The sequence below is a fragment of the Streptomyces sp. NPDC048584 genome (assembly GCF_043199595.1).
GTDB lineage: Bacteria > Actinomycetota > Actinomycetes > Streptomycetales > Streptomycetaceae > Streptomyces > Streptomyces edwardsiae.
On the sequence record NZ_JBICWF010000011.1, the window covers coordinates 47,230 to 73,823 of the forward strand.

27 protein-coding genes and 1 pseudogene are annotated in these 26,594 nt (G+C 73.9%); 18 read left to right on the forward strand and 10 right to left on the reverse strand.

All coding sequences use genetic code 11. The features are described from left to right. Positions 1-31 precede the first annotated feature (31 nt). On the forward strand, positions 32-877 hold the full coding sequence (locus ACGFR9_RS23810) for a spermidine synthase (RefSeq protein ID WP_393211920.1): 846 nt from the start codon (positions 32-34) through the stop codon (positions 875-877). Positions 878-916: 39 nt separating this feature from the next. On the opposite strand, the gene ACGFR9_RS23815 is transcribed toward ACGFR9_RS23810, so the two are convergent. After that, positions 917-2,200, reverse strand: coding sequence for an MFS transporter (locus ACGFR9_RS23815; RefSeq protein WP_393211922.1), 1,284 nt, complete (start codon positions 2,198-2,200; stop codon positions 917-919). Between the two features lie 60 nt (positions 2,201-2,260). Further along, positions 2,261-3,271: a hypothetical protein gene (locus ACGFR9_RS23820; RefSeq protein WP_393212306.1), complete on the reverse strand. Its 1,011-nt coding sequence runs from the start codon at positions 3,269-3,271 to the stop codon at positions 2,261-2,263. A 119-nt stretch (positions 3,272-3,390) separates the two neighbouring features. Here ACGFR9_RS23820 and ACGFR9_RS23825 point away from each other — a divergent pair, with 119 nt between their 5' ends. Both ACGFR9_RS23825 and ACGFR9_RS23830 read left to right on the forward strand, forming a co-directional pair. Then, positions 3,391-3,843 (forward strand): DUF4442 domain-containing protein, encoded by a 453-nt coding sequence (locus ACGFR9_RS23825; protein WP_393211924.1) that lies wholly within the window; start codon positions 3,391-3,393, stop codon positions 3,841-3,843. Positions 3,844-3,927: 84 nt separating this feature from the next. Then, entirely contained in the window at positions 3,928-4,557 is a 630-nt protein-coding gene (locus tag ACGFR9_RS23830) for a DedA family protein (RefSeq protein WP_393211926.1), read from the forward strand. A gap of 94 nt (positions 4,558-4,651) precedes the next feature. Here the strand turns inward: ACGFR9_RS23830 and ACGFR9_RS23835 are convergent, their stop codons facing one another. Then, positions 4,652-5,182 carry a gamma carbonic anhydrase family protein gene (locus tag ACGFR9_RS23835; RefSeq protein ID WP_393211928.1) on the reverse strand — a complete coding sequence of 177 codons (531 nt, stop codon included), beginning with the start codon at positions 5,180-5,182 and terminating at the stop codon, positions 4,652-4,654. 114 nt (positions 5,183-5,296) lie between these two features. Here ACGFR9_RS23835 and ACGFR9_RS23840 point away from each other — a divergent pair, with 114 nt between their 5' ends. The 3 genes from ACGFR9_RS23840 to ACGFR9_RS23850 all read left to right on the forward strand — a co-directional run bounded on the left by ACGFR9_RS23840 (position 5,297) and on the right by ACGFR9_RS23850 (position 7,358). Further along, positions 5,297-6,094: an acyltransferase gene (locus tag ACGFR9_RS23840; protein ID WP_393211930.1), complete on the forward strand. Its 798-nt coding sequence runs from the start codon at positions 5,297-5,299 to the stop codon at positions 6,092-6,094. Between the two features lie 90 nt (positions 6,095-6,184). Next, positions 6,185-6,757: a helix-turn-helix domain-containing protein gene (locus ACGFR9_RS23845; protein ID WP_393211932.1), complete on the forward strand. Its 573-nt coding sequence runs from the start codon at positions 6,185-6,187 to the stop codon at positions 6,755-6,757. Between the two features lie 43 nt (positions 6,758-6,800). Continuing rightward, complete coding sequence (locus ACGFR9_RS23850; RefSeq protein ID WP_311709193.1) at positions 6,801-7,358, forward strand: YbaK/EbsC family protein; 558 nt, start codon at positions 6,801-6,803, stop codon at positions 7,356-7,358. A 4-nt stretch (positions 7,359-7,362) separates the two neighbouring features. Here the strand turns inward: ACGFR9_RS23850 and ACGFR9_RS23855 are convergent, their stop codons facing one another. After that, positions 7,363-8,415 carry a cation diffusion facilitator family transporter gene (locus ACGFR9_RS23855; protein WP_393211934.1) on the reverse strand — a complete coding sequence of 351 codons (1,053 nt, stop codon included), beginning with the start codon at positions 8,413-8,415 and terminating at the stop codon, positions 7,363-7,365. A gap of 61 nt (positions 8,416-8,476) precedes the next feature. Between ACGFR9_RS23855 and ACGFR9_RS23860 the strand changes: the two genes are divergently transcribed. After that, a complete protein-coding gene (locus ACGFR9_RS23860; RefSeq protein ID WP_393211936.1) occupies positions 8,477-8,836 on the forward strand; it encodes an ArsR/SmtB family transcription factor in 360 nt (119 codons plus the stop codon). A gap of 10 nt (positions 8,837-8,846) precedes the next feature. Here ACGFR9_RS23860 and ACGFR9_RS23865 read toward each other — a convergent pair whose 3' ends face one another. Continuing rightward, positions 8,847-10,070: a 4-hydroxybenzoate 3-monooxygenase gene (locus tag ACGFR9_RS23865; protein WP_393211938.1), complete on the reverse strand. Its 1,224-nt coding sequence runs from the start codon at positions 10,068-10,070 to the stop codon at positions 8,847-8,849. A gap of 38 nt (positions 10,071-10,108) precedes the next feature. Then, positions 10,109-10,516, reverse strand: coding sequence for a CoA-binding protein (locus ACGFR9_RS23870; RefSeq protein ID WP_311709196.1), 408 nt, complete (start codon positions 10,514-10,516; stop codon positions 10,109-10,111). Positions 10,517-10,723: 207 nt separating this feature from the next. Between ACGFR9_RS23870 and ACGFR9_RS23875 the strand changes: the two genes are divergently transcribed. The 7 genes and pseudogenes from ACGFR9_RS23875 to ACGFR9_RS23905 form a co-directional block, all read left to right on the forward strand. Further along, the gene (locus ACGFR9_RS23875) at positions 10,724-11,437 is read left to right on the forward strand and encodes a hypothetical protein (RefSeq protein ID WP_311709197.1); all 714 of its coding nucleotides are present in this window, start codon (positions 10,724-10,726) and stop codon (positions 11,435-11,437) included. Then, complete coding sequence (locus ACGFR9_RS23880) at positions 11,434-11,994, forward strand: histidine phosphatase family protein (RefSeq protein WP_030214251.1); 561 nt, start codon at positions 11,434-11,436, stop codon at positions 11,992-11,994. Before ACGFR9_RS23875 ends, ACGFR9_RS23880 begins: the two co-directional genes overlap by 4 nt. 9 nt (positions 11,995-12,003) lie before the next feature. Beyond that, positions 12,004-12,630: a YigZ family protein gene (locus ACGFR9_RS23885; protein WP_030214254.1), complete on the forward strand. Its 627-nt coding sequence runs from the start codon at positions 12,004-12,006 to the stop codon at positions 12,628-12,630. 117 nt (positions 12,631-12,747) lie between these two features. Next, positions 12,748-13,911: an exonuclease SbcCD subunit D gene (locus tag ACGFR9_RS23890; RefSeq protein ID WP_030214257.1), complete on the forward strand. Its 1,164-nt coding sequence runs from the start codon at positions 12,748-12,750 to the stop codon at positions 13,909-13,911. Further along, a complete protein-coding gene (locus ACGFR9_RS23895) occupies positions 13,908-16,904 on the forward strand; it encodes an AAA family ATPase (protein WP_030214260.1) in 2,997 nt (998 codons plus the stop codon). Before ACGFR9_RS23890 ends, ACGFR9_RS23895 begins: the two co-directional genes overlap by 4 nt. 125 nt (positions 16,905-17,029) lie before the next feature. Next, entirely contained in the window at positions 17,030-17,542 is a 513-nt protein-coding gene (locus tag ACGFR9_RS23900) for an immunity 21 family protein (RefSeq protein WP_393211941.1), read from the forward strand. A gap of 131 nt (positions 17,543-17,673) precedes the next feature. Next, positions 17,674-17,796, forward strand: a pseudogene (locus ACGFR9_RS23905) (3-ketoacyl-ACP reductase); the annotation flags it as partial. 18 nt (positions 17,797-17,814) lie between these two features. Here the strand turns inward: ACGFR9_RS23905 and ACGFR9_RS23910 are convergent. Then, positions 17,815-19,503 (reverse strand): DUF885 domain-containing protein, encoded by a 1,689-nt coding sequence (locus ACGFR9_RS23910; protein WP_393211943.1) that lies wholly within the window; start codon positions 19,501-19,503, stop codon positions 17,815-17,817. Positions 19,504-19,535: 32 nt separating this feature from the next. After that, positions 19,536-20,027 (reverse strand): Lrp/AsnC family transcriptional regulator, encoded by a 492-nt coding sequence (locus ACGFR9_RS23915; RefSeq protein WP_393211945.1) that lies wholly within the window; start codon positions 20,025-20,027, stop codon positions 19,536-19,538. Between the two features lie 72 nt (positions 20,028-20,099). Here ACGFR9_RS23915 and ACGFR9_RS23920 point away from each other — a divergent pair, with 72 nt between their 5' ends. Continuing rightward, complete coding sequence (locus ACGFR9_RS23920; protein ID WP_393211947.1) at positions 20,100-21,275, forward strand: trans-sulfuration enzyme family protein; 1,176 nt, start codon at positions 20,100-20,102, stop codon at positions 21,273-21,275. Between the two features lie 90 nt (positions 21,276-21,365). Here ACGFR9_RS23920 and ACGFR9_RS23925 read toward each other — a convergent pair whose 3' ends face one another. Further along, a complete protein-coding gene (locus ACGFR9_RS23925) occupies positions 21,366-22,604 on the reverse strand; it encodes a GNAT family N-acetyltransferase (RefSeq protein ID WP_393211949.1) in 1,239 nt (412 codons plus the stop codon). Between the two features lie 225 nt (positions 22,605-22,829). Next, positions 22,830-23,660 (reverse strand): alpha/beta fold hydrolase, encoded by an 831-nt coding sequence (locus tag ACGFR9_RS23930; RefSeq protein WP_393211951.1) that lies wholly within the window; start codon positions 23,658-23,660, stop codon positions 22,830-22,832. A 165-nt stretch (positions 23,661-23,825) separates the two neighbouring features. Here ACGFR9_RS23930 and ACGFR9_RS23935 point away from each other — a divergent pair, with 165 nt between their 5' ends. The 3 genes from ACGFR9_RS23935 (at position 23,826) to ACGFR9_RS23945 (ending at position 26,513) form a co-directional block, all read left to right on the forward strand. Further along, positions 23,826-24,713, forward strand: a complete 888-nt coding sequence (locus ACGFR9_RS23935; RefSeq protein WP_393211953.1) for an RNA polymerase sigma-70 factor — start codon at positions 23,826-23,828, stop codon at positions 24,711-24,713. Between the two features lie 142 nt (positions 24,714-24,855). Continuing rightward, positions 24,856-25,617, forward strand: coding sequence for a GntR family transcriptional regulator (locus ACGFR9_RS23940; protein ID WP_393211955.1), 762 nt, complete (start codon positions 24,856-24,858; stop codon positions 25,615-25,617). 470 nt (positions 25,618-26,087) lie between these two features. Then, positions 26,088-26,513, forward strand: coding sequence for a GNAT family N-acetyltransferase (locus ACGFR9_RS23945; protein ID WP_393211957.1), 426 nt, complete (start codon positions 26,088-26,090; stop codon positions 26,511-26,513). Positions 26,514-26,594: the final 81 nt, after the last annotated feature.

Here is a 26,594-nt window from a genome sequence, read left to right on the forward strand (position 1 = left end):
GTACGTCCGGACGACGGCGGACAATGGGGCGGTGAGTGAGCTGATCCCCGTGACCCGCGCCGTCGACCACGGCACCGCGAAGCTGATGCCCGACGTCGACCGCGAGCGGGCCTGGCTGCTGACCGTCGACGGGGCACCGCAGTCCTACGTCGACCTCGACGAGCCGACGCATCTGGAGTTCGAGTACGCACGGCGGCTCGGGCACGTCCTCGACACCGTGGGTGAGCCGGGGTGCCCTCTGGACGCCGTGCACCTCGGCGGCGGGGCGCTCACCCTGCCCCGCTATCTGGCCGCCACCCGCCCCGGTTCCCGGCAGCATGTCGTGGAGTTCGACCGGGGGCTCCTCGACCTGGTCGCCGAGCATCTGCCCCTCCCCGCCGGAGCCGACGTGACCCTGCACGCGGCGGACGCCCGCGCCTGGCTGGCGGCGGCCCCGGATGCCTGCGCCGACGTCCTGGTCTGCGACGTCTTCGGCGGCTCGCGGGTCCCGGCGCACCTGACCTCCGTCGGGTACGCGCACGAGGCCGCGCGTGTGCTGCGGCCGGGCGGGGTGTATCTCGCGAACCTGGCGGACGCGGCTCCCTTCGCGTTCCTGCGCTCGCAACTCGCCACGCTCGGCGCCCGGTTCGCGGAGCTGGCGCTCATCGCCGAGCCGGGGGTGCTGCGCGGCCGACGCTTCGGCAACGCCGTGCTGGCCGCCGCCCACCGGCCGTTGGACATCGCCGCCCTGGCCCGCGCCACCGCCGCCGACGCCTTCCCCGCGAGGGTCGAACACGGCACGGCGCTGCGGGACTTCACCCGCGGGGCACGTCCGGTGCGCGACGAGGACGCGGTGATGTCCCCGGAACCCCCGGAGGGGGCGTTCGGCATCGGCTGACGCGGTGGCCGTCGTGGGGGCCGTCGGGGGGAAGCCGAGTCAGCCGACGGGCCGTTCCGTGTCCGCGGACGCGGGGTCCGGGAACCTGCCGGTGATCTGGAGGGTACGACGCCGCAGATTGCGTACGTCCGGCACGCACAGGACCGCCGCGGTGACCACCACGACCAGCACCGCGCACCCCCACAGCGCCTCCGGGCGGCCGAACGCCGTCTCCGCCGGGCCCGCCAGCGCCATCGCCGCCGGCACCAGCGCGACCGAGCCGAACCAGTCGTACGCCGAGACCCGGGACAGCTTCTCCTCCGGTATCTCCTGGTGCAACGCGGTCATCCAGGAGACGCCGAACACCTCCAGGGACACCCCGGTCACGAACATCACCGCGCACAGCACGGTGACCGGAGCCGGCACGGCGAGCGCCGCCGACGGCAGCGCCAGTGGGAACACGCACAGCGTGCCGGTGAACAGCAGACGGCGCGGCTGCCAGCGCGTCATCAGCAGCGCGCCCACCACCGTGCCCCCGCCGAAGAAGGCCAGCGCCACACCCCAGGGCGCGGCGCCGCCCAAGTGGTCCCGGGCGACCAGCGGCCCGTAGACCGCGTCGGCCGCGCCGACGACCGCGTTGGCGACCGAGAACTGGACGACGATGCCCCACAGCCAGGGCCGGCCGATGAACTCCCGCCAGCCCTCCTTGAGATCGGCGAGCATGCCACCGCCCGGCGCGCGCGGCGGTATGTGCCTCACATCGAGGAACGCCCGCAGCGCCGCCGCGCACGCGAACGCCACCGCGTCCGCCGCCAGCACCCAGCCGGGCCCGATCGCGGCCACCATGGCCCCGCCGAGCGCGGCACCGCCGAGGGTCGCCCCGTGCATCGCCATCCGGAACACCGCGAACGCCCGGCCGGCCTGCTCGCCCCGCACCGACGACAGCAGCATGCCCTCGGCGGCCGGGTTGAAGAACGCCTGTCCCGTACCGCCGAGGGCGCTGAGCAGCATCATCTGCCACAGCCGCGGCTCGCCCGCCAGCACCAGCGCTGCGAACGCGGCCTGCGAGACACAGTTCAGGGCGTTGGCCGCGACCATCACCCGGTGCCTCGGCAGCCGGTCCGCGACGGCACCGCCGATCAGCAGGAACAGCACCAGCGGCAGGGTGCGGGCGGCGGCCACCAGACCGACGTCGCCGCCGTCGCCGCCGGCACCCAGCACGGCGAACGCGGCGGCGATCAGCGCGCCGTGGCTGCCCAGGTTGGTCACCACGGCGGCGGCGGTCAGCAGCGAGTAGTTGCGGCCTGCCCAGTCGGGGCGGCGGCGGAGGACGGTGGTCGGCACCCCGTGACTATCGCCGGGCTGGAGCCGACTTGCCAAATGCGTTGCCGGCCCCCCGACCTGCTACGACCCCGTCGGAGCCTCCTCCGTGAGACGCACCGTGCCGAGGATCTTCTGCACGGTCGCGTCCGGGATCTCGTCCTTGACGCCCTTCGCGCCGTACAGGTTCCAGGTGACGAAGTCCCCGGCGCCGTTCTTGAAGGCGAACGTGATCGCCTTGCCGTCGCTGTCGCACTTGCCCTTCTGCGGCGTGTTCTCCGAGTGCGCCGTGATCACGCTGCCCTTGATGCCGGACGCCGTGGTGTACGCCTTCGGCTTCCCGTACTTGATGCTCTTCTTGTCGGGCTGCGTGTACCCGCCGTAGATCCACCACGGCACCCGGGTCTCGGCGGCCATGTCCGTGTCCTTGGCACCGTTCTCACCGCGGGTTCCGGCGGTGGCGAGGGAGGTGTCGCTCTCGCGGCCGTCCTTGTCGTCGTCGCTCGAGCACCATTTGGACTTCAGATACGCGGGAGCGGTGACGCTGGTACGGCCCAGCTCACCGTCCTTCTCCTCCCACTCGAAGCCCACGCTGGTGTCGGGCGTCTCGATCTCCCAGTCGGCGGGGACGTCGAACTTCGTGCCGAAGCGCGTGTTGACGACCACCTGCCAGCCCGGAATCGTCGCCTTCTCCGCCTCACCGCCGCGCGGGTTGCCCTCCGAGGCGGAGACGCTCGGCTCGGCCGAGGTGTCCTTGGTCGCGGTGGAGGTCGGCTTGGCGTCCTTCTTGCCGTCCGCCTCGTCGTCCTTGTCACCGCCGAGCACCAGGAATCCCGTGACACCGGCGGCCACGACGACGGCCGTGGCAGCGATGATCGCCACCAGCTTCGTCCGGTTGCCGCCGCCCCCGCCCTGCGGAGACTGCGGGCCGCCCGCCACGGTCTGCGCACCCCAGCCGGGCTGCTGCGGATACGTGTTCGGCTGCTGATAGCCGGGCTGCTGATACGGATTCGGCTGTTGGTACCCCGGCTGCTGGTACGGATTGTTCGACTGCGGGTTCTGCTCGCCCCCGGGCGGCTGCTGTCCTGGCCACATGGGCAGCAACACTAACCGCGTCATGGACACGATTGGGTCACCGCCCTTTGACAGGGACGTAGCAACCCGGAGGCCGTACGGCATGGCGGCCTGAGGCTACTCGTGGGTAACCTTCGGGTATGAGCGCAGACCAGATGTCCATCGGCGAGATGCTCGCCGCCACGGTGCCCATGGCCCGGACCCTCGACCTCCAGTTCCTGGAGACCACCGCCGAGCGGGCCGTCGTCGCCCTGCCCGACCGGGCCGACTACCACAACCACGTGGGCGGCCCGCACGCCGGCGCGATGTTCACCCTCGGTGAGTCGGCGAGCGGAGCGATCGTGCTCGCCGCGTTCGGCGACCAGCTCGCGCGGGCCGTACCGCTGGCGGTCCGGGCCGAGATCGCCTACAAGAAGCTGGCGATGGGCCCCGTCACCGCCACCGCGACCCTCGGCCGCCCGGCCGCCGAGATCGTCGCCGAACTCGACGAGGGCGTGCGCCCCGAGTTCCCGGTCTCGGTCGCCATCCGCCGCGAGGACGGCGCCGTCACCGGCGAGATGACCGTCGTGTGGACCCTGCGCCCCAACGGCTGACCACGGGCACTCCGGCGGGGCCGGTAGGCTTCCCGTTCGTGCGCCGGTGGCGGCGCACGAACGGCGGACCGGGAGGACAGGGCGTTGCACGTGCAGGAGTGGCTCGAGACCGTACCCGCGGTCGCCGTGTACGCGCTGGTCGGGCTGGTCATCGGACTGGAGAGCCTGGGCATCCCGCTGCCGGGCGAGATCATCCTCGTCTCCTCCGCGCTGCTCGCCTCCCAGCACGGCGACATCGACCCGGTGATCCTCGGCGCCTGCGCCACGGCCGGCGCGATCATCGGCGACTCGATCGGCTACGCCATCGGACGCAAGGGCGGACGGCCGCTGCTGGCCTGGCTGGGCGCGAAGTTCCCCCGCCACTTCAGCGAGGGGCACATCGCGACCGCCGAACGCTCCTTCAAGAAGTGGGGCATGTGGGCGGTCTTCTTCGGCCGCTTCGTGGCCCTGCTGCGCATCTTCGCCGGCCCGCTCGCGGGCGTGCTGCGGATGCCGTACTGGAAGTTCCTGATCGCCAACGTCCTCGGCGGCATCGTGTGGGCGGGCGGCACCACGGCCGTCATCTACTACGTCGGCATCGTCGCGGAATCCTGGCTGAAGCGCTTCTCATGGCTGGGCCTGGTCCTGGCGGTACTGATCGGCGTGACCTCGATGCTGGTACTCAAGCGCAAGGCGAAGAAGGCGGTACCGGAACCCGTGACCGCCGGCGACTGAAGCGCTCCGAAAAGGGGCGCGGGGCCGTGTCGATATGCGGCTCAGCCGCGTGGGCGCGACCAGCCACACACGATCGGCGGACCGCGCGCGGCGCTCAGCCCCCGTGCTCTTCCCGGTGGGCCTGCGCCAACTCCGCGTACAGCGTCCCGTTGAGCGTCAACCCCTCCCGCTCCTCCGCACTCAGCTCCCGCCGCACCTTCGCCGGCACCCCCGCCACCAGCGACCCCGCCGGCACCACCATCCCCTGCGGCACCAACGCCTGCGCGGCGACAAGGGACCCCGCGCCGATGACGGCGCCATTGAGCACGGTCGCCCCCATCCCGATCAGACAGTCGTCGCCCACCGTCGCGCCGTGAACGACCGCGTTGTGCCCGATCGACACCCGCTCGCCCACGCTGACCGGAAACCCCGGATCGGCGTGCAGCGTGCAGTTGTCCTGCACGTTGCTGCTCGCGCCGACAAAGATCCGCTCCACGTCACCGCGAAGCACCGCCCCGTACCAGACGCTCGCGCCCGCGCCCAGCGTCACGTCCCCGATCACCGAGGCCGTGGGCGCCACGAACGCGTCCTCGTCGATCTTCGGCTCCCTGCCCCCGATACCCGTGATCAGCGCGCGGTGCGTCATCGCCCTCTCCTCCACCCGACGTCGTAGACTCCCGCACCGTACGCCAACCCGGTGGGGTGAAGATCACAGGGGCGCGGGCCCGACCGCGGGGAGCCCGCCGACTACGGTGAGCGGGTGCCCCACCGCAGGAACACGTTCTCGTCCTGGCCGCGCCGCCTCGCTCAGCGCGCGGTCCACGCGGGCTGGGCCTGGGCGCAGCGCACGGGTTCGGTGACCGCCGAACACCCCGGCCGCTTCCGCTTCGGGGCGATGGGAACAGGTACCAGGCTCGCCTTCCCGCTCGGCACGGTCTTCGGGGAGCCCTGGATCCGGATCGGCGCCCACTGCATCATCGGCGAGCAGGTCACGCTCACCGCCGGTCTGATGCCCGGCCTCGACCTCGGGCCCGAGCCGATCCTGCGCATCGGCGACGGGGTCGTGCTGGGCCGGGGCAGCCATGTCATCGCCGACACGACGGTCACCATCGGCAGCGACTGCTACTTCGGCCCGTACGTCTACGTCACCTCCACCAACCACTCCTACGACGATCCGCACGAGCCCATCGGCAAGCAGTGGCCGCGGATGGAGCCGGTGGAGATCGGCCCCGGCTGCTGGATCGGCACCGGCGCGGTGATCCTGCCGGGGGCGCGCGTCGGACGGAACGTGGTGGTGGCCGCGGGCGCGGTGGTCAGGGGCACGGTGCCCGACCACGCCGTGGTGGCGGGCGCCCCCGCCCGTGTCGTACGCCGCTGGACTCCCGCCGACGGCTGGCAGCCGCCGCTGCGTACCCCGGCGCCGGTACCGATCCCGGAGGGCATCACCCCGGAGCAGCTGAGGGCGCTGTCGGAACTGGACGAGGAGAGCACCGCGCGCCTCGCCGCACTGGACGAGCGGAGCGTGGCCCGGCTCGCCGAGCTGGAACCCGAAGGCTGAGCCGGCCAGTACAGTGCGGTGCACCATCGGGTTCACCGCACAGCAGTGGGGCGTGGCGAGCCCGGCCCTGTCGGACGGAACGGACGGAACGTGTCGGACCTCGACCTGCTGACCCAGTCCCTGGCGCGCAACGTCAAGCGCTGGCGCACCGAGCGCGGCTTCACCCTGGACGCGCTCGCCGCGCGGGCGGGGGTCAGCCGCGGCATGCTCATCCAGATCGAGCAGGCCCGCACCAACCCGAGCATCGGCACGGTCGTCAAGATCGGGGACGCGCTCGGAGTCGCCGTCACCACCCTGCTCGACTACGAGCAGGGCCCGAGGGTCCGGATCGTCCCGGCCGACCGGACCGTGCGGCTCTGGCACACCGAGGGCGGCAGCTACAGCCGGCTGCTCGCGGGCACCGAGGCGCCCGGCCCGCTGGAGATGTGGGACTGGCGGCTGATGCCGGGTGAGAGCAGCGACTCCGACCCGCACCCGGCCGGCACGGTCGAACTCCTCCACGTCACGTCCGGGGAACTGGCCCTCACCGTCGACGGGACCGAGCACCGGGTGCCGGCCGGGGCCAGCGCCTCCTTCGAGGCGAACGCGCCCCACACGTACGGCAATCGGGGTGACGTCCCGATGGAGATGATCATGACCGTGTCCGTGCCGCCCGTGCACTGAGACACCCCTCGGAGGGCCCGTCGGCGGCTGTTACGGTGCGGCCATGCGCGCACCCATCGGAGACTTCGACCACGCCACACCCGCCCCGGACTGTCTCGACGAGCTCACCGCCCCGGTCGCCGCCGCCGTCCGCGCCTGGAGCGGCGGCGTTCCCGCCGACCGGATCCTGCACGTCGACACCGACCCGCGCTGGGCGGACACCGCCGTCTTCGTCGAGCACTACGGCCGGGACCTCCTCGAACGGTCCGCGAACTGCGTGGTGGTGGCCGGCAAGCGCGGCGGCGGGACCACGCTCGCCGCCTGTGTGGTCCTGTCCACCACCCGGCTCGACGTCAACGGCGTCGTACGCCGTCACCTCGGCGCCCGCAAGGCATCCTTCGCCCCGATGGACACGGCCACGGGGGAGACCGGCATGGAGTACGGCGGCATCACCCCGATCGGGCTGCCCGGCGACTGGCCGGTGCTGGTGGACGCGGCCGTCGTGGACCTCCCGTACGTGCTCGTCGGCAGCGGTCGGCGGCGCGGCAAACTGCTCGTGCCGGGCAAGGCGTTCGCGGAGCTGCCGGGAGCGGTCGTACTGGAGGGGCTGGGCGTGGCCTGACCCGTCACCTCATCGCATGGTGGGCGAGCGCGAGGTGCGGATCCGCGGCACCGGGCGCCGGCTCCGGGTCGGCGTGGACCAGTGCCGCGGTCAGCCGGGGGATCGCGTGCAGCAGCGCGTGCTCGGCCTCCACGGCGACGTGGTGGGCCTCGCGCAGCGTCGCCTCGCCGTCCACCACGACCGCCACCTCGGCGCGCAGCCGGTGGCCGATCCAGCGCAGCCGCAGCTCGCCCACCCCGCGCACCCCCACAACCCCGGTCAGCGCCCGCTCGGCCCTGTCCACCAGAGCCGGGTCCACGGCGTCCAGCACCCGCCGGAACACCTCCCGCGCGGCATCCCGCAGCACCAGGACGATCGCCGCCGTGATCGCCAGCCCGACCACCGGGTCCGCGTACCGCCAGCCCAGCGCCGCGCCACCGGCACTCAGCAGCACCGCCAGCGAGGTGAATCCGTCGGTACGCGCGTGCAGCCCGTCGGCGACCAGCGCGGCCGAGCCGATGGCGCGCCCGACGCGGATGCGATAGCGGGCCACCCACTCGTTGCCCGCGAATCCGACGAGCGCCGCCACGGCGACCACCGGGACATGGTCCACGGGGCGCGGATCCAGCAGCCGTTCGAACGCCGTCCAGCCGGCGAAGACCGCGGACGCGGCGATCGTCAGCACGATCGCGAGGCCGGCCAGATCCTCCGCGCGCCCGTAGCCGTAGGTGAAGCGGCGGGTGGCGGCGCGCCGCCCCAGCACGAAGGCGATGCCCAGCGGTACGGCGGTCAGCGCGTCCGCCGTGTTGTGCACCGTGTCGCCGAGCAGCGCCACCGAACCCGACACGGCCACCACGACCGCCTGCGCCAGCGCCGTCACGCCCAGCACCGCGAGGGACACCCACAGGGCGCGCATGCCCCGGGCCGAGGACTCCAGCGCGGAGTCGAGCTTGTCGGCGGTCTCGTGGGAGTGCGGGGTGAGGAGACGGGAGAGGCGGTGCAGCGGTGACGCCCGATGGTGGTCGTGCCCGTGCCCATGGTCGTGCCCGTGCTCGTGCTCATGGTGGCGGTCGCTCACGATCGTCCCCTTCCGGTGCGCGAGGTGGACGCGACGGCGCCCACGGCGCCATTATGTGCGTATGAGCGCACGCATGCACCTATCACCTGCGCACGATGCGCACCCACACACACCTGGCGAGGAGCATTTCGCGCCCGCGGCGGAGCTGCTCGCCCTGCTCGGCGACCGCACCCGGCTGACCCTGCTGCACGCCCTGACCGGCGGCGAGGCCGACGTCACCACGCTCACCGGGGCCTGCGGCGCGGCACGCCCCGCGGTCAGCCAGCATCTGGCGCGGCTGCGGCTCGCGGGGCTCGTGGGCACCCGCAAGGAGGGCCGCCGGGTCATCTACTCCCTGCGCGACGGCCATCTGCGCCGGCTGGTGGACGAGGCGCTGAACGTGGCGGACCACCGGATCGGCGACCGCCCCCCGCACGACTGACGGGCCCGGCTCAGTACCGCGCGGCCGTGCCCAGGTACTGCTCCGCGAAGGCGGCAGCGGCGGCGGGGGAGGAGAACAGACGGCGCAGCCGCGCGAGTGTGGTGCCGGCGCGGAACGGGTCGCCCGCCGCGCCGCCGTGGTACAGCTCCGACAGCCACTGCGAGAACTCCTGGTAGTCCCACACGCGCCGCAGGCACTCCCGTGAGTAGCCGGCCAGTCCGCTGTCGTCGCCCCGGGTCAGCCGCGCGGCCAGCGCGTCGCCGAGCAGGAACGCGTCGTGCAGGGCGAGGTTCATGCCTTTGGCGGCGATCGGAGCGACCAGGTGTGCCGCGTCCCCGGCCAGGAACAGCCGCCCGGACGCCATCGGCTCGGTGACGTGGTCGTGCATGTCCAGCACGCGCTTCTCGATCAGGCGCCCCTCGGTGAGCGGCTCCGCCCCGGCCGCCCCGAGGCGGCGCCGCAGCTCCGCCCAGACCCGCTCGTGCGGCCAGTGGTCCGGGTCGTCGCCGGGCGGGCACTGGAGGTAGTAGCGGGTCACCCCGGGACTGCGGGGCATCTGACCGGCGAAACCGTCCGGATGACAGCCGAACAGCACACAGTCGCCGGACGGCGGCGCCTCGGCGAGCAGGGCCAGCCAGCCGATGCCGTAGTCGTGCCGCGCCACCCGGGCCCGCTCCGGGGCGAGGGACGCCCTGGTCACCCCGCGGGCACCGTCGCAGCCCGCGACGAAATCGCACGCGAGGGTCTCCGGCCGGCCGGTCTCCGCGCCGACGTACGACACCGAAGGACGGCCGCCGTCCAGGCCGTGCAGCCGTACGTCCCGCACGCCGAACCGGATCTCCCCGCCGCGCACGTCGGCGTACTCCCGCACCAGGTCCGTCACCAGCAACGGCTGCGGGTACACCCAGTGATGGCTGCCCGTCAGCTCCTGATACGAGAACCGGTACCGCTCCCCGTCGAACCGGAACTCGCACGCGGTGTGCCGCTCGGCCCGCTCCAGCAGGTTTCCCGCGAGCCCCCGCCGCTCCAGACCGCGTACCGCCCACTCCTCGATCACCCCGGCCCGGGGCCGCCGTTCGATGGACTCCCGCGTCCCGGTCTCCAGGACCAGACAGTCCACACCGGCCGCCCGCAGAATGTTGCCGACCGTGAGCCCGGCGGGTCCCGCACCCACGATCACGACCGGAAAGCGTTGCGGAGAAGGGGAGTTGAGGTGAGGGGAGGGCTGAATCACCGCGCCATTATGGCGGCGGCACGCCCTCCGCGCAGCGCCTAGCCGAGACGGGGTATCTCGATCGCCGGGCAGCGGTCCATCACCATCTCCAGGCCCGCCGCGCGGGTGCGCTCGTAGGCCGCCTCGTCGATGACGTCGAGCTGGAACCACACCGCCCGGGCGCCCTTGGCCACCGCCTCGTCCGCGACGGCCCCGGCGAGATCGCTGTTGACGAACACGTCCACGACGTCCACCTCGAAGGGGATGTCCGCGAGGGAGGCGTAGCCCTGCTCGCCGTGCACCGTCTCCGCCTTCGGGTGCACCGGCACCACCCGCTTGCCGAACCGCTGCAGCACCTGCGCGACGCCGTACGCCGCGCGCTGCCGGTTCGACGACAGGCCCACCACGGCCCAGGTGTCACCGAGTCCGGTGAGGATCTTGCGGACCGTCGCCTCGTCGCCGTACACCGTCGGCCTCCCGGAAGTCGTGAATCGGCTGTCGCATCGCACAACGAAGCGGGACGCACGGTGATTCCCGACGACGGCCCGTTCCCCCCTCGGCGAAACGGTGGACGATACCCGCGCCGGACCGTCCGGCGCCGGGAACCGCACCCCGTGACCCGAAAAGCGGCCCGGATACCTGCGTACGCCCGCTCACGCGCCTACGCTCGCCTCGTGCTGCGCATCACCGACGCCCGAACCGGCGACCTCGTGAACGCCGCCCCTGCACGCCGGGGCCTGACCCGGGTCGAGGCCCACACACAGGGGTTCGACCCGACGAACCTGCGTGTGCTACTCGTCGCCGACCTGCTCGTACGCGCCCTGGAGCTCGGCGGCACGCCGGTCTGGGCGCTGCTCACCGGCGAACGGGAGCAGGCGGAACTCCGCGCGGCCGGCGCGGCCCTCGGGGTGCGCCCCTTCGAGGACGCCGGGGACGTCGGCGTCGGCCTCGGCGAGGCGCAGGTGCTGCACGTGGTGAGCGAGGGCGGCGCGACACCCGGTGGAGTGCGGGTCGCCGTGGCGCCCGTGCACGGGGAGCCGGACGATGCCGACCCCGCCGCCCTGCGCCTGGCCCTGCTCGCACGGCCCAGGGGCGAGCCCGTGACGGCCGACGCGGCCGCCCTGGCAGAAGCGGCCGCCACCCTCGACGGCTGGCGCCGCGCGGTCGCCGGCTGGGCGCGACGGCCCTCCCGGCCGGTCCCCGACCCGGTCCGCGCCGATCTGCGCACCGCGTGGGAGGGTGATCTGGACACGGCCGGGGTGCTCGACGTGCTCCGCGCGGTGGCGGCCGACCCGGACCTGGCGGACGGGGCACGCTTCGAGACGTACGCCTACGCCGACCGGCTGCTCGGCCTCGACCTCACCCGCGACCTGGGAGCCCCGGCGTGATCGAGCGCGCCGGGCGGGGACCGCTGCGCCGGCTGGTCGTCCTGCGTCACGCCAAGTCCGCCCGGCCACAGGGCGTCGGCGACCACCGGCGTCCCCTCGCCCCGCGCGGGCTCCGGGACGCACCCGCCGCCGGGCGCGCGCTCGCCGAGGCGGACTGCCTGCCCGGCCTCGCGCTGTGCTCCACCGCCGTACGCGCCCGCCGCACCTGGGAGCTGGCCGCCGCGCAGTGGGGCACGCCCCCGCCGGTCCGGTTCGACCGGCGCCTCTACCTCGCCGGCGTACCCGGTCTGCTGGCGGTGGTCGGCGAGGTGTCCGCCGAGGTCGAGACGCTGCTGCTGGTCGGGCACAACCCGGGTCTGGAGGACCTCGTCCTCACCCTGGCGGGGGACGGCCTCGACGACAGCCTGGAGCGCGTCCGCACCAAGTTCCCCACCTCCGCGATCGCCGTCCTGTCCTGGCGCGGCACCGGATGGCGGAATCTCACCCCCGGCGCCGCCCTGCTGACGTCGCTGACGGTGCCCCGGGGCGGGACGGACCTCCCGCGCGGGGGCGCATAGGCTGGCCGGATGCAGGACGAGTACCGCACCGTCGCCCGCGCGGGTGTGCACGAGACCGAGGTCAACCGCTCCCGCTTCCTGTGCGCCCTCGCCCCGGCGGCCACCGAGCAGGAGGCGCAGGACTTCGTCGCCGCCGTCCGCAAGGAGCACGCCGACGCCACGCACAACTGCTGGGCGTACGTCATCGGCGCCGACGCCTCCGTCCAGAAGGCCAGTGACGACGGCGAGCCCGGCGGCACCGCGGGCGTCCCCATGCTCCAGATGCTGCTCCGCCGCGACATGCGGTACGCCGTCGCCGTCGTCACCCGCTACTACGGCGGCGTCAAGCTCGGCGCGGGCGGACTCATCCGCGCGTACGGCGGCGCCGTCGGCGAGGCGCTGGACGGCCTCGGCACGATCACCCGCCGCCGCTTCCGCCTGGCCACCGTGACGGTCGGCCACGATCGGGCCGGCAAGGTCGAGAACGACCTGCGCGCCACCGGACGCGAGATACGCGACGTGCGCTACGGCGAGCAGGTCGCGATCGAGATCGGCCTCCCGGACGCCGACGTACCCTCCTTCCGCGCGTGGCTCGCCGACGCGACCGCCGGCACCGCCGGGTTCGACCTGGGCGGAGAGGCGTACGGGGACGCGTGATCCGTCCGTATTGCCCGCCTGTGAGCGGATGATCCGCCCTTGCGGAACGGGTCATGACGGAGCGATACGGGAGTAACCGCCCGTGCTGTCGGACCCGGCGGTTACGCTGCGGGAATCATGAGACTGCTGCACACTTCCGACTGGCATCTCGGCCGGTCCTTCCACCGGGTCGGCATGCTCGGTGCCCAGGCCGAGTTCATCGGCCACCTCGTCCGCACCGTGCGCGAGCGCGACGTGGACGCGGTGGTCGTGTCGGGAGACGTGTACGACCGCGCGGTGCCGCCGCTCGCCGCGGTCGAGCTGTTCGACGACGCCCTGCACCGGCTCGCCGAGCTGGGCGTGCCGACGGTGATGATCTCCGGGAACCACGACTCGGCCCGGCGCCTCGGCGTCGGCGCCGGGCTCATGGGACGCGCCGGCATCCATCTGCGTACCGACGCCTCCGCGTGCGGTACACCGGTGGTGCTGGCCGACGGGCACGGGGACGTCGCCTTCTACGGGCTGCCCTACCTCGAACCCGCGCTGGTGAAGGACACCCTCGGAGTGGAGAAGGGCGGCCACGAGGCCGTGCTGGCCGCCGCCATGGACCGCGTCCGCGCGGATCTCGCCGCCCGCCCCCCGGGCACCCGCTCCGTCGTCCTCGCGCATGCCTTCGTCACCGGCGGCGAACCCAGCGACAGCGAGCGGGACATCACCGTCGGCGGGGTGGCCGCCGTGCCCGCCGGGGTCTTCGACGGCGTCGACTACGTGGCGCTGGGGCATCTGCACGGCTGCCAGACCCTCACCGGCCGCGTGCGCTACTCCGGCTCCCCGCTGCCGTACTCGTTCTCCGAGGCCGACCACCGCAAGAGCATGTGGCTCGTCGACCTGGCCGCCGACGGGACCGTCACCGCCGAGCGCGTGGACTGCCCGGTGCCGCGCGCCCTGGCCCGGATCCGCGGCACCCTGGAGGAGCTGCTCGCCGATCCCGCGCTGGCCCGGCACCAGGAGGCGTGGGTCGAGGCGACCCTCACCGACCCGGTCCGCCCCGCCGATCCCATGGCCCGGCTCGGCGAGCGTTTCCCGCACACCCTCAGCCTCGTCTTCGCCCCGGACCGGGCGGCGGACGACCCCGACGTCACCTACGCGCGCCGCCTCGCCGGCCGCGACGACCAGCAGATCGCCGAGGACTTCGTGACCCACGTGCGCGGCGCCGAACCGGACGCGCGCGAACGGACCGTCCTGCGGGACGCCTTCGACGCGGTCCGCGCGGACGACGCGGTGCGGGAGGTGGCCCGATGAGGCTGCACCGGCTGGACCTGACCGCCTTCGGGCCGTTCGGGAGCACCCAGAGCGTCGACTTCGCCGAACTGTCGGCAGCGGGGCTCTTCCTGCTGCACGGCCCCACCGGCGCCGGCAAGACCTCCGTCCTGGACGCCGTCTGCTACGCGCTGTACGGATCCGTCCCCGGTGCCCGCCAGAGCGGTCAGGGCATGACCCTGCGCAGCGACCACGCCGCTCCGGGCGTCCGCACCGAGGTCACGCTCGAACTCACCGTCGCCGGACGCCGGCTGGAGATCACCCGGCAGCCGCCCTGGGAGCGCCCCAAGAAGGGCCGCCGCGCGGGCACCACCGTGGACAAGGCCCAGACCTGGCTGCGCGAGTACGACGCCGTCCGGGGCGCCTGGAAGGACCTCAGCCGCTCGCACCAGGAGACGGGCGAGGAGATCACCCAGCTCCTCGGCATGAGCCGGGAGCAGTTCTGCCAGGTCGTGCTGCTGCCCCAGGGCGACTTCGCGCGCTTCCTGCGCGCCGACGCCGAAGCCCGCGGCAAGCTGCTGGGCCGGCTCTTCGACACCCGCCGCTTCGCCGACGTGGAGAAGCGCCTCGCCGAACGCCGACGGGCCGCCGAGACCCGCGTGCGCGAGGGCGACGCGGACCTGCTCGCCGACGCCCACCGCATGCAGCAGGCGGCGGGCGGCGCCATGGAACTGCCCGAACTCACGCCCGGCGAACCGGGACTGGCCGAGGCCGTGCTGGTCGCGGCCGCCGTCGCCCGCAGCACCGCACGGGAACGGCTCACCGCGGCCCGCTGCCGCCTCGCCACCGCCGAGTCCGCCCTCGCCGACGCCGACCGCGCTCTCGACGGCGTACGCGAACGGGACCGGCTGCAGCGGCGCTTCGCCGAGGCGCGCGAGCGGGCGGCGCGGCTCGAGGAGCGGTCCGGCGCCCACCGGGAGGCGCGGACCCGCATGGAGCGGGCCCGCAAGGCCGAGACGGTCGCCCCCGCCCTGGAGATACGGGACTCCGAAGACACCGCCCACCGACGGGCGTCCGGCGCCGAACGGCACGCGCGTGCGCTGCTCCCCGCGGCCTTCGAGGACGCGGGGGCGGCCGGACTCGCCGCCGCCGCACGCCGGGCCGCCGAGGAACTGGGCGGACTGGAGTCCGCCCGCCGCGCCGAGCGCCGGCTGACGGAACTCCTCGGTGAGCGCGCGGCCCTGGAGCGTCAGGAACGCGCCGACGAGGAGGCGCGGGAGGACGCCGAGACCTGGCTCGCGCAGTGGGACGGCACCCGCGCGGGACTGCGCGACGCCATCGAGTCCGCACAGCAGGCCGCGACCACCGCCCGGGAACTCGACGTACAGCGCGACCCCGCACGGCAGCGGCTGAACGCCGCACGGCTGCGCGACCGGCTCGCCCAGGAATGGGAAACGGCGGAAGAGCAGGCCCGGACCGCCCGGGAGGACGCGCTCGCGGCCCGGCAGCACTGGCTCGACCTCAAGGAACAGCGGCTGAACGGCATCGCCGCCGAACTCGCCGACGGCCTCACCGACGGCGACCCCTGCGCGGTCTGCGGCGCCACCGAACACCCCGCGCCCGCCCGCAAGGTCGACGGGCACGTCGACCGCGAGACGGAGGAGCGCGCCCTCGCCGTCCACCAGCGCGCCGACGAACGGCGCGCCGAGTCCGAGCAACGGCTCGGCGTCGTACGCGAGGCACTGGCCGCCGCGAGCGCGGAGGCCGGCGACACCCCCACCGAACAGCTCGCGCGGGAGTCGGACGAACTGGAGCGGCGCCACACGCGGGCACGCGAGGCGGCCTCCGTGCTGCACGACGCGCAGGAACGGCTGCGCCGCGCGGAGCACGAACACGGAATCCGGGTCGCCGCCCGGAGCGAGGCCGCCGTCCGGGCCGCCTCACGCGTGGGGCACCGCGAGCGGCTGGACCAGGAACGCGTCACGCTGGAGGAGGAGTTGGCGCGGGCGCGCGGGGAGGCGACCAGCGTGGCCGCGCGGGCCGCGCAGCTGGAGCGGAGCGCCGCACTGCTCACGGACGCGGCCGACGCGGTCCGCGCCGCCGAGGACGCCGCCCAGCGGCTCAAGGAGGCCGACGCCCGGCTCTCCGACGCGGCCTTCCGCGCGGGCTTCGACACCCCGCAGGCCGCCGCCGACGCCCTCCTCGACGACGCCGCCCACCGGGAACTCCAGCGGAGCCTGGACGCCTGGCAGGACGAGGAAGCCGCCGTGCGGGCCGTCCTCGCCGAACCGGAGACCGCGGCCGCCGCGCAGCGGCCGCCCGCCGACCTCGCGGCCGCGCAGCGGGCCGCGGAGGACGCGGACCGCAGGGTGCGCGACGCCGCCTCCGCGCGGGACGCCGCCGCCCGGCGCTGCACCGAACTCGACCGGCTCTCCGCGCGTGCGGCCGGCTCCGTACGCCGGCTGGGACCCCTGCGCGACGAGTACGACCGGGTGGCCCGTATGGCCGGGCTCGCCGCGGGCACCTCGGCCGACAACGAACGCAAGATGCGCCTGGAGTCGTACGTCCTCGCCGCCCGCCTGGAACAGGTGGCCGCCGCAGCGACCGTACGGCTGCGGCGCATGTCGTCCGGCCGCTACACCCTGGTGCACTCCGACGACCGCGCCGGCCGGGGACGCAGCGGTCTGGGGCTGCATGTCGTGGACGCCTGGACCGGACGCGAACGCGACACCGCGACCCTCTCCGGCGGCGAGACCTTCTTCGCCTCGCTCGCCCTCGCGCTCGGTCTCGCGGACGTCGTCACCGACGAGGCGGGCGGGGTCCGGCTGGACACGCTCTTCATCGACGAGGGATTCGGCAGCCTGGACGACCAGACCCTCGACGAGGTCCTGGACGTCCTGGACTCCCTGCGCGAACGCGACCGCAGCGTCGGCATCGTCAGTCACGTCGCCGATCTGCGGCGGCGGATCCACGCACAGCTGGAGGTCGTGAAGGGCCGTTCCGGCTCGGAGCTGAGGGTGCGCGGGACCCGCTGAGGCGGGTCGCCGCCCCGGCGCGCGGCGCGGCAGCGGCGACGAGATCGTGGAAGGGCTGGTAGTCGCCGACCGCGGATGCTGAACCCCCGGCTCCGGTAGGGGAGTCGACCCGGTAGGTTCTGCGCATGGTGCGATACGCGGATCCGGGCACGGTCGAGTGGGTGGAGTCGGGCGGCGGGCCGCTCATCGCGGTACCGGAGACGGTCCTGCCGTTCTGGAGCGGTGCCGACGGCGAGGAGACCGCCTCGGACTACGACCGGGCCTGCGAGGTGGACGGACTCGTCGGCCTCCTCCCGGTCGGTGACGCGACGGCCCTGGTCCTGGGCGACGAGCCCGCCGCGACCGCGTTCCTTCCCGAACACGGCACCCTCGTCCGCTGGATCGCCGGTGACTCCGAGGCGGACCTCCTGGCGAGCGTCCCGGCGGCGCTGCGCACCGCGTCGTGGGGACCCGAGGTGACGTGGAAGGTCCCCGGCACGGTCGTCCTGTTCGACGCCGCCTGGCCGGGCACCCGGTCGACGACGACCGACCACGTGAGCCTCACGCTCACCGCGGGCCACTACGGGGTCCGCACGGCCCAGGTCCAGCCGGGCCCGGAGACCTGGCTGGTCCTCGTCCGACTGCGGCCTCTGGTCTGACGGACGGCCCACCGCCACGGCACTCTCGGCCGGTCCGACGGACAGGCCGGTGCGACCGGGCCCGGCATCGGGGCTGCCGGGCCCGGGAGTCCCGGGTGTTTCTTGTCCAGCCGTGGGACCACCCCGGCCGAGCACACCGTCGTCCCGCCGGCCGCCGGGGCCTGCCCGACGACCCCGCCGCCTCATCGCGTGGCACGGACGAGGCGGACTGGATCACCGGCCAGGTAATCGACTCCGAGGGCGGCTTCCGGCGCCGACGGCGCCGGACCGGCTCACAGCGCCGCCAGCTCGTCCACCAGGTCGTCCAGGCCCAGCGAACCCTGGGACAGGGCGGCCATGTGCCACGCCTTGAGGTCGAAGGCGTCGCCGTGCCGCTCGCGGGCCTTCTCCCGGCCGAGGAGCCACGCCCGCTCACCCAGCTTGTAGCCGATCGCCTGACCCGGGATCGTCAGATAGCGGGTCAGCTCGCTCTCCACGAAGTCCGCCGGCCGGCTGCTGTGTGCCCCGAAGAACTCCTCGGCCAGCTCCGGCGTCCACCGCTCACCCGGGTGGAACGGCGAGTCCGCCGGGATCTCCAGCTCCAGATGCATGCCGATGTCGACGATGACCCGCGCCGCCCGCATCATCTGCGCGTCCAGGTACCCCAGCCGTTCCTCCGCGTCCGCGAGGAAACCGAGCTCGTCCATCAGCCGCTCCGCGTACAGCGCCCAGCCCTCGGCGTTGGCGCTCACGATGCCGACCGAGGCCTGGTAGCGGGAGAGGTCCTCGGCCACGTGCACCCACTGCGCGAGCTGCAGATGATGGCCGGGGACGCCCTCGTGGTACCAGGTGGAGACCAGGTCGTAGACCGGGAAGCGGGTCAGCCCCATCGTGGGCAGCCAGGTGCAGCCCGGCCGGGAGAAGTCCTCCGACGGGGGCGTGTAGTACGGCGCCGCCGCACTGCCCGCCGGCGCGATCCGCGACTCCACCTTCCGTACCCGCTCCGCCAGGTCGAAGTGGGTGCCGTCCAGCGCATCCATCGCCCGGTCCATCACGCCCTGCAGCCACTCGCGGACCTCGTCGACGCCCTCGATGTGCCGGCCGTGCTCGTCCAGGTGCGCCAGCGCCACCCACGGGGTCGCGGCCCCGGGCAGGATCTTCTCCGCCTCCAGCCTCATCTCGCCCAGCAGCCGGTGGTACTCGGACCAGCCGTACGCGTACGCCTCGTCCAGGTCCAGGTCGGTGCCGTTGAAGTAGCGGGACCAGCGGGCGTAGCGCTCCCGGCCCGCCGTGTTCGGCGCGCCCTCGATGGCCGGCGCGTACACGTCGCGCATCCAGTCCCGCAGCTCCACGACCGCCGCGGTCGCCGCGCGGGCGCTCTCGTCCAGCTCCGCGCGCAGCGTGTCCGGCCCCGCGGCGGCGAAGTCCTCGAACCAGCCGCGGCCTTCGCCCGTGTCCGCCCACTCGCCGAGCTGCCCGACGAACGTCTCCGTCGGCCGCGGAGCCGCGTACAGCTTGCGTTCCAGGCCCAGCGCGAGGGACTCCCGGTAGCCCGCCAGCGCGGACGGGACGGCGCGCAGCCGCTCGGCGATCGCCGCCCAGTCCTCCTCCGACTCCGCCGGCGTCACCGTGAACACCTCGCGCACCGAATGCGCGACCGTACCCAGGTTGCCGACCGCGCGCAGGCCCTCGTCCGCCTCGTGCACGGCGAGCTCGGCGGTGAGCCGCTCGCGGAGCAGACGGGCGCAGCGGCGCTCGATGCCGCTGTCCGCGCCGGGCTGCCGCTCGGCCTCGTCGAGCCGCGCCAGCGTGGCCCGCTGGAGCCCGGCGAGCGCCTCCTGCCCGGCGGGTGAGAGATCGGGCAGACGGGAGGAGCTCTCCTTCACTCCGAGGAACGTCCCGGCGACGGGGTCGAGGGCGATGAGCTCGTCGACGTAGGTGTCGGCGACCTGACGGGGAAGCGCGCTGTTGGTCTGAGACATGCCGACCATCCTGGTACGCGTCCAGTCGCGCGTCATCCCGTTTGAGCTGTGGGCGAAGGCGGCAGCATCGGCCCGCAGTCCCACTGCTGGAAGATCAGCCGGGTCTCCACGCGCGCCACCTCCCGTCGCGAGGTGAACTCGTCCAGCACCAGCCGCTGCAGATCGGCCATGTCCGCGACGGCGACATGCACCAGATAGTCGTCGGGGCCGGTCAGATGGAACACGGTCAGCGACTCCGTCAGCGCCCGGATGCGCTCCACGAACGGCCCCACCAGCTCCCGCCGGTGCGGCCTGACCTGCACCGACAGCAGCGCCTGGAGTCCACGCCCCAGCTTGGCGGGATCCAGCGTCAGCCGGTGTCCGAGGATCACCCCCGAACGGCGCAGCCGGGTCACCCGGTCCAGACACGTCGACGGCGCGACCCCGACCTGCGCGGCGAGATCCCGGTACGTCGTCCGGGCGTCGTTCTGCAACAGCCGCAGCAGATGAAGGTCCACCGGATCCAGTACGACAGATTCGGCCATCGGGCGAACGTAGCACGGTATCCGGCCGCCTGAACCCGTCCGGTGTTCACCCTTCCGTTCATGGACTTGGGCATGGACACGCGACACACCACCCGGGCACTCGCCACCGAGGCCGTGCACGCAGGCCGCGACGATCTCGCCGGACTGGGACTGCACGCCCCGCCGATCGACCTGTCGACCACCTACCCGTCGTACGACAGCCGGGGTGAGGCGGCCCGGATCGACGCCTTCGCCTCCACCGGCGCCGAACCGGAGGGCCCGCCCGTCTACGGGCGGCTCGGCAACCCGACCGTCGCCCGCTTCGAGACCGCCCTGGCCCGGCTCGAAGGCACCGAGTCGGCGGTCGCGTTCGCCAGCGGCATGGCCGCCCTCAGCGCGGTCCTGCTGGCCCGCGGCTCGATGGGACTACGGCACGTCGTCGCCGTACGTCCCCTGTACGGCTGCAGCGACCATCTGCTGACCGCCGGACTGCTCGGCTCCGAGGTGACCTGGACCGACCCGGCCGGGGTCGCCGACGCGCTGCGTCCGGACACCGGTCTGGTCCTCGTGGAGACCCCGGCCAACCCGACGCTCGCCGAGATCGATCTGCGGGCCGTCGCCCACGCGTGCGGCTCCGTGCCGCTGCTCGTCGACAACACCTTCGCCACCCCGGTCCTCCAGCGGCCGGCCGAGCACGGGGCGCGGCTGGTGCTGCACAGTGCCACCAAGTACCTCGGCGGGCACGGTGACGTACTGGCCGGTGTGGTGGCCTGCGACGAGGAGTTCGCCGGGCGGCTGCGCCAGGTGCGGTTCGCCACGGGCGGGGTGCTGCACCCGCTGGCCGGATATCTGCTGCTGCGCGGCCTGTCGACCCTTCCGGTCCGGGTGCGGGCGGCGTCCGCGAACGCCGCCGAACTCGCCCGCCGGCTCGCCGCCGACTCGCGCGTGCTCCGGGTGCACTACCCGCGTATCGGCGGGGCGATGGTCTCCTTCGAGGTGCACGGGGACCCGCACGAGGTGATCGCCGGCGTACGGCTGATCACCCCGGCCGTCAGCCTGGGCAGCGTGGACTCGCTCATCCAGCACCCCGCCTCCATCAGCCACCGCATCGTCGACGCCGACGACCGCAGGGACGCGGGTGTCGCCGACCGGCTGCTGCGGCTCTCGGTCGGCCTGGAGGACGTCGAGGACCTGTGGGCCGATCTGGACGCGGCCCTGGGGGAGCGGGCCGGCGCCCCCGGACGCCCTCAGGCACTGGCCCAGGGCTGAGACCGGACCCCCGGGGAACGGGCCGGTGGCGCACCCCCTCCCCGGGGGCCCGTACGACGGCCCCGGCCGTGTGTCCCCGTACGGCGCGGGCTACGGCCGGCCGATCCGCTCACCGTGCTCCCGCTCCCGCGGCCGCCGGTCCCGTACGGCGTCCAGGCGGGCCGTGACGACCAGCGTGCCCTCCTCCATCTGGTAGTCGAGGGGCAGCCCCAGTCCGCGCATCGCGGCGACCATGCCGGTGTTGGACGCCCGCGTCACGGCGTACACGTCGGAGCAGCCCGCCTCGGCGGCCATCCCCACCAGCCGGGTGAGGAGTTCGGCGCCGATGCCCCGGCGCTGCCACGCGTCCTCCACGAGCAGCGCCACCTCGGTCTCGTCGCCGTCCCACAGCAGATGGCCGAGGCCGACGATGCGGCCCGAGGCGGTCTGCGCGGCGAGCGTGCGGCCGAAGCGCGGGCTGAGCAGATGGTTCAGATAGCGGTCCGCGTCGCCGGCCGGCCCGTGGTACCGCATGCGGAGGGTCTCGGCGGAGCACCGCTCGTGCATCGCCCGCGCGGCGGCCAGGTCACCGGTGTCGGCGCGGCGCACGGAGATGTCGCTGCCCTCGGGCAGGGTGAGGACGTCACGGCCGCGCGGGACGCGCGGACCGAGCCGGGCGTCCAGTTCCACCAGGGCCCGCGCGCGGGCGAACTCGGTGGGGGTGAACGGCAGATACGGCCGCTCCAGGGTGAGCACCCCGCCCTCCGGGGCGCGCAGCCGGATCACCGTGTCGTCCAAGAGGCCCTCCTCGGGCACGTCTTCGGACACCGGCCGGCCGCCCACGGTCACGGCGGGCCGGGAGCGGATCGTGCACCGGCCCAGCAACTGACGAAGCGCGAGCGGCAGTTCGGCCGCGTCCTGGGCGGCACGGGCGGCCAGCCCGAGGACCCGGGTCGGGGCGTCCACCAGATCGTGGGCGTCGGCCCGCTCGGTCCACGTGTCCGTGCCCCCGGCGCGCGACACGGCCGCGACAAGGTCCGTCCCCTCCGGTGCCCGCAGCAGGAACTCGTCGACGGTGCCCCTGCCCAGCGGGTGTGTCTGCAGGCTGAGAATGTCGACCCGCAGCCCGGCCAGCGCCGTGCACAGCACGGCCAGCGCACCCGGTTCGTCCTTCACCGTCGTCCGCATCCGCCACAGCACGCTGCCCCCGGACCCGGCGGAGGGCGGCGGCATGCCGCCGGTATCGTGCGCCGGCGGCGCGCTGCCGTGACGTCGTGCCCGCCATGCGTGGAAGGCGGCCGCACACCGCGCGATGGGCCCGTCGTACCGGGTGTTCGTCACTTCAGACATGTCTCGACTCATACAGCCACTGTGAAGGAATCGTGTTTCGTGATCACGAACGTACTGTGACTGATGGGTAAAGCGCGCTTCTGTCCGCTTTGTTGGGTTGGTGATGTCGGTCACTGGCCGAAGCGACCGGCCGGTGTCACTGGCCGACCAGCCCCGGACGCAGCGTCCTCGTGAACAGCACCGTGCCGTCCTGCTCCCGCATCCGCGCGCGTGCGCGCCCCGGCCTCAGCCGCTGCCGTCGAGGATGACGCGGGCGACCAGCGCCGGGTCGTCGTTCATCGGGACGTGGCCGCAGCCGGGCAGCCGGACCAGCCGGGCCCGGGGAATGATCTGCTTGGCACGCACGCCCTGCCGGGGGACGAGCAGCCGGTCCTTGGCGCCCCAGGCCACGGTCACCGGGATGCCGGGCACATCGTCCGTGAACCGTACGGTTGCGCCCGCGCGGAGCGTCTCGGTGAACCCCGTCGCCCCGGCGAGGGCGAGCGTCTCGGCGACCACGGCCTCGGCGGGACGGCGCCCGGGACGGGCGTAGATGGTGCTGGTCAGTACCGCCCGGCCGGCCGCGGAGCGGGCGAGGCGCTGCACCAGCGGGAGCGGCATCCGCTCCGCGATCCGCCGCATGCCGGTCAGCACGGCGAAGGCGTACCGCCGCTCACCCTGGGTCCAGAAGCCCGCCGGGGACAGGGCGGTGACGGACCGTACAAGCCGGTGGCGGCCGAGCTCCAGGGCCAGCAGACCGCCGAGCGAGTTGCCCGCCACATGCGGCCGGCCGAGCTCCAGCTCCTCGCACAGGGCGCGCAGCGCGGCGCTCAGGGTGGGCAGGTCGTGGGCGAGGCCGCCGGGCAGCGCCGGGGAGGCGCCGAAGCCCGGCAGGTCCACGGCGATCACCTCGCGCTCCGTGGCGAGGATGTCCACCACCGGGTCCCACGCCTGACGGTGGTGGCCGATGCCGTGCAGCAGGAGCAGGGGCTCACCGCGGCCCACGCGCGCGTAGGACAGGGTCACGGGCTGCGGGCCGAGGGGAGAGGTGACCTCGAAGGACACGGTCGCGGACATGGGGCTGCTCCTCTTCTGGAACTCGGGACGCGCGGAAACGGACGCCGCCTGACGTCGTGGACAGCTTGTCAGCGATCACTACCGGCGGGTAGCCCCCGGTTCCGTGTGCACCGGGGCGGCCGGTGCCGCCTGGACACGGCCGCGCGGGTCCGCTGGGATGGTGCCGTGACCGCCGACCCCGCGACCGATGTCTTCGAAGCACACCGCCCCGTCCTCCTCGGGGTCGCCTACCGCATGCTGGGCCGGGTCGCCGACGCGGAGGACGTCGTGCAGGACGCGTGGCTGCGCTGGTCGGGCGGCGACCGGTCCGGCGTACGCGACCCGCGCGGCTACCTGGTGCGCGTCACCACCCGCCTCGCCATCGACCGGCTGCGCCAGATCAAGGCGCGCGGCGAGACGTACGTCGGCCCGTGGCTGCCGGAGCCGTACGTCACCGACTTCGGCGACGCGGTCCCGGACACCGCCGAACGGGCGGTGCTCGCCGACTCCGTCTCCCTCGCCGTCCTCGTCGTCCTGGAGTCCCTCTCCCCGCTGGAACGCGCGGTGTTCGTGCTGCGTGAGGCGTTCGGCTACCCGTACGCCGACATCGCGGTCATGCTCGACCGCGGCGAACCGGCCGTACGACAACTCGCCGGCCGCGCCCGCAGACACGTCGAGGAGGGCCGCCCGCGGTACGACGTCGACCCCGCCCAGCGCCGCGACCTCACCGAACGCTTCCTCGCCGCGGCCACCGAGGGCGACCTGGAGGGGCTGCTGGAACTGCTCGCCCCGGACGTGCGTCTGGTCGGCGACAGCGGCGGCAAGTCGCGTGCCCCGCTACGGGTCCTGGAGAGCGCCGACCATGTGGGCCGCTTCCTCTTCGGAACCGCCCGCAAGGGGCTGCCCGACGTCTCCTTCCGCTTCCTGGAGCTCAACGGCGGCGTGGCGGTGCTCGTCCTGTCCGGCGGCAAGCCCGACTCCGTCTTCCAGCTCGACGTCGCCGACGGACGCGTCCGGACGGTGTACGTCATCCGTAATCCCGACAAGCTGTATTCGCTCGCCGCTCTCCCGTAGGACCGCCTCCGGGTCCTTCGTCTCGGGTTGATTGGTATTGACCAAGGGTGTGGGCCGCCTTATGGTCGCAGACAAGTGAAACAACCTTTAATAAACAAGGGCGTTAAAACGCCCGCCGGACACGGCGATCGTGGAGGACAGGGTGGGGACCACGCAGCTGGAAACGGTGCCGGAACCGAAGTACTGGCACCTGAGGACCGTGCTCAGCGAGGCGCTGGATTCGGAGTTCTCGGTGGGCGAGATCCTGCCCAATGAGCGTGATCTCGCCGCCCGCTTCGGTGTCGCGCGTGCCACGCTCCGGCAGGCCCTGGAGCAGCTCGAACTCGAGGGCAGGCTGCAGCGCCGCCGGGGGGTGGGTACGACGGTCGCGCCGCCGCGTATGGGCGTGTCCGTCGGGACGGCACAGCACGCCTGGCCGGGCGGGGCGCAGGATGCCTGGCAGGCCCTGGACTGCGCGCTCGAGGTGCCGCCCGCCGGCGTCGCCGAGACGCTGGTGACCGGCAGCGCCGAGCCCGTGCACGTCGTGCGGCGCTCCCGGGTGTCCCACGGCCAGCCCGTCGCCGCCGAGCTGCTGTACATCCCGGGGGACTCGGTACCGGACCTGACCGGCATCGACGCGCCGGCCGGTCCGGCACGCGCGCGTGCGGTGCTGCGGGAGCTGCAGCGGCTGGAGCTGGAGCGGCAGGAGAACGCGGTGGAGCTCGGGTCCGCCCGCGCGGACGACGCGAGGGAGTTGGACCGACTGCCGGGCGCGCCCGTGCTGGTCGTCACGACCCGCTTCATCGCGCGCGGCCGTACGGCGGCCCTGTCCATGGCCACCTATCGCGCGGACACCTGCCGTTTGACCTTCGGCGACGCGGGCGGCGTGGAAATCCACCACGGCCCAACCCGCCACGCCTCCTGACCCCCCGGCAACTGCGGGCGGCCCTGCCGCGTAGCTGCGGGCAGTCGTGCCGCTGGGGCGATGGGGGTCCCCCCGCTCGAGCGAAGCCGAGAGTTGAGGGAGGGTGGGCGCAGCGGCACCCCCTCCAGCGGGGCGAGCACTCACCCACCCCCGTCCAGCAGCCACCCGGGGTGACGGCTGAGCGGGGGAGTTGCGCGGCCCGGCGCCGGCGGGGTGCCGTCGCGCCCACCCGTGCCGCCCTGCGGCACGCCTGCCCGCGGATCGGCGGCAGGCGCGCGGGAACGCGAGGGCGCGCGGGGGATGGGGACGCGGGGCGGCGCGGGGACGCGGGGCGGCGCGGGGACGCGGGGGCGCGCGCGGGAACGCGAGGGCGCGCGCGGGGGATGGGAACGCCAGGGACGCGGGGCGGCGCGGGGGTCCGGATGGTGGAATGGGCTGTGGGGTGGGGGCGGCCGTGGTGGGATCGGCTGGTGGACGAGTTGCGTGTGCGGGCCGCGACGGCCCAGGATCTGGACGCCGTGCTGGCCTTCTGGAAGGTCGCCGCCGAGGGAACGAGCATCAGTGACGACCGGCACGGTGTGGAGCGGCTGGTCGCCCGCGATCCCGAGGCGCTGATCCTCGCGGAGACCGGCGGCGAACTGGCCGGCACGTTGATCGCCGGCTTCGACGGCTGGCGGTGCCATCTGTACCGGCTGGCGGTGCACCCGGACCACCGTCGGCGCGGCATCGCCTCCGCGCTCCTGACCGCCGCCGAGGACCGTTTCGTACGGCTCGGCGGACGCCGCGCGGACGCGATGGTGCTCCAGGACAACGGCACCGCCCATCACGCGTGGACCGCATCCGGGTACGCGCCGGAGGAGCGGTGGCGGCGCTGGGTGAAGCCGCTCACCCCGTGATCCACAGTCCGGCAACACTCCTTTGCCGATCCTTTACCATGAGTGGGCAACTCGGTCCTCCATGAAAGGTTGTGTGCGTCC

What these genes read in the sequence shown, in the direction of transcription:
- ACGFR9_RS23820 (WP_393212306.1), bottom strand. Translation starts at nt 3,271, where the DNA reads ATGTGGCCAGGACAGCAGCCGCCCGGGGGCGAGCAGAACCCGCAGTCG.
- ACGFR9_RS23825 (WP_393211924.1), top strand. Translation starts at nt 3,391, where the DNA reads ATGAGCGCAGACCAGATGTCCATCGGCGAGATGCTCGCCGCCACGGTG.
- ACGFR9_RS23835 (WP_393211928.1), bottom strand. Translation starts at nt 5,182, where the DNA reads ATGACGCACCGCGCGCTGATCACGGGTATCGGGGGCAGGGAGCCGAAG.
- ACGFR9_RS23850 (WP_311709193.1), top strand. Translation starts at nt 6,801, where the DNA reads ATGCGCGCACCCATCGGAGACTTCGACCACGCCACACCCGCCCCGGAC.
- ACGFR9_RS23860 (WP_393211936.1), top strand. Translation starts at nt 8,477, where the DNA reads ATGAGCGCACGCATGCACCTATCACCTGCGCACGATGCGCACCCACAC.
- ACGFR9_RS23885 (WP_030214254.1), top strand. Translation starts at nt 12,004, where the DNA reads ATGCAGGACGAGTACCGCACCGTCGCCCGCGCGGGTGTGCACGAGACC.
- ACGFR9_RS23890 (WP_030214257.1), top strand. Translation starts at nt 12,748, where the DNA reads ATGAGACTGCTGCACACTTCCGACTGGCATCTCGGCCGGTCCTTCCAC.
- ACGFR9_RS23895 (WP_030214260.1), top strand. Translation starts at nt 13,908, where the DNA reads ATGAGGCTGCACCGGCTGGACCTGACCGCCTTCGGGCCGTTCGGGAGC.
- ACGFR9_RS23900 (WP_393211941.1), top strand. Translation starts at nt 17,030, where the DNA reads ATGGTGCGATACGCGGATCCGGGCACGGTCGAGTGGGTGGAGTCGGGC.
- ACGFR9_RS23910 (WP_393211943.1), bottom strand. Translation starts at nt 19,503, where the DNA reads ATGTCTCAGACCAACAGCGCGCTTCCCCGTCAGGTCGCCGACACCTAC.
- ACGFR9_RS23915 (WP_393211945.1), bottom strand. Translation starts at nt 20,027, where the DNA reads ATGGCCGAATCTGTCGTACTGGATCCGGTGGACCTTCATCTGCTGCGG.
- ACGFR9_RS23920 (WP_393211947.1), top strand. Translation starts at nt 20,100, where the DNA reads ATGGACACGCGACACACCACCCGGGCACTCGCCACCGAGGCCGTGCAC.
- ACGFR9_RS23925 (WP_393211949.1), bottom strand. Translation starts at nt 22,604, where the DNA reads ATGTCTGAAGTGACGAACACCCGGTACGACGGGCCCATCGCGCGGTGT.
- ACGFR9_RS23930 (WP_393211951.1), bottom strand. Translation starts at nt 23,660, where the DNA reads ATGTCCGCGACCGTGTCCTTCGAGGTCACCTCTCCCCTCGGCCCGCAG.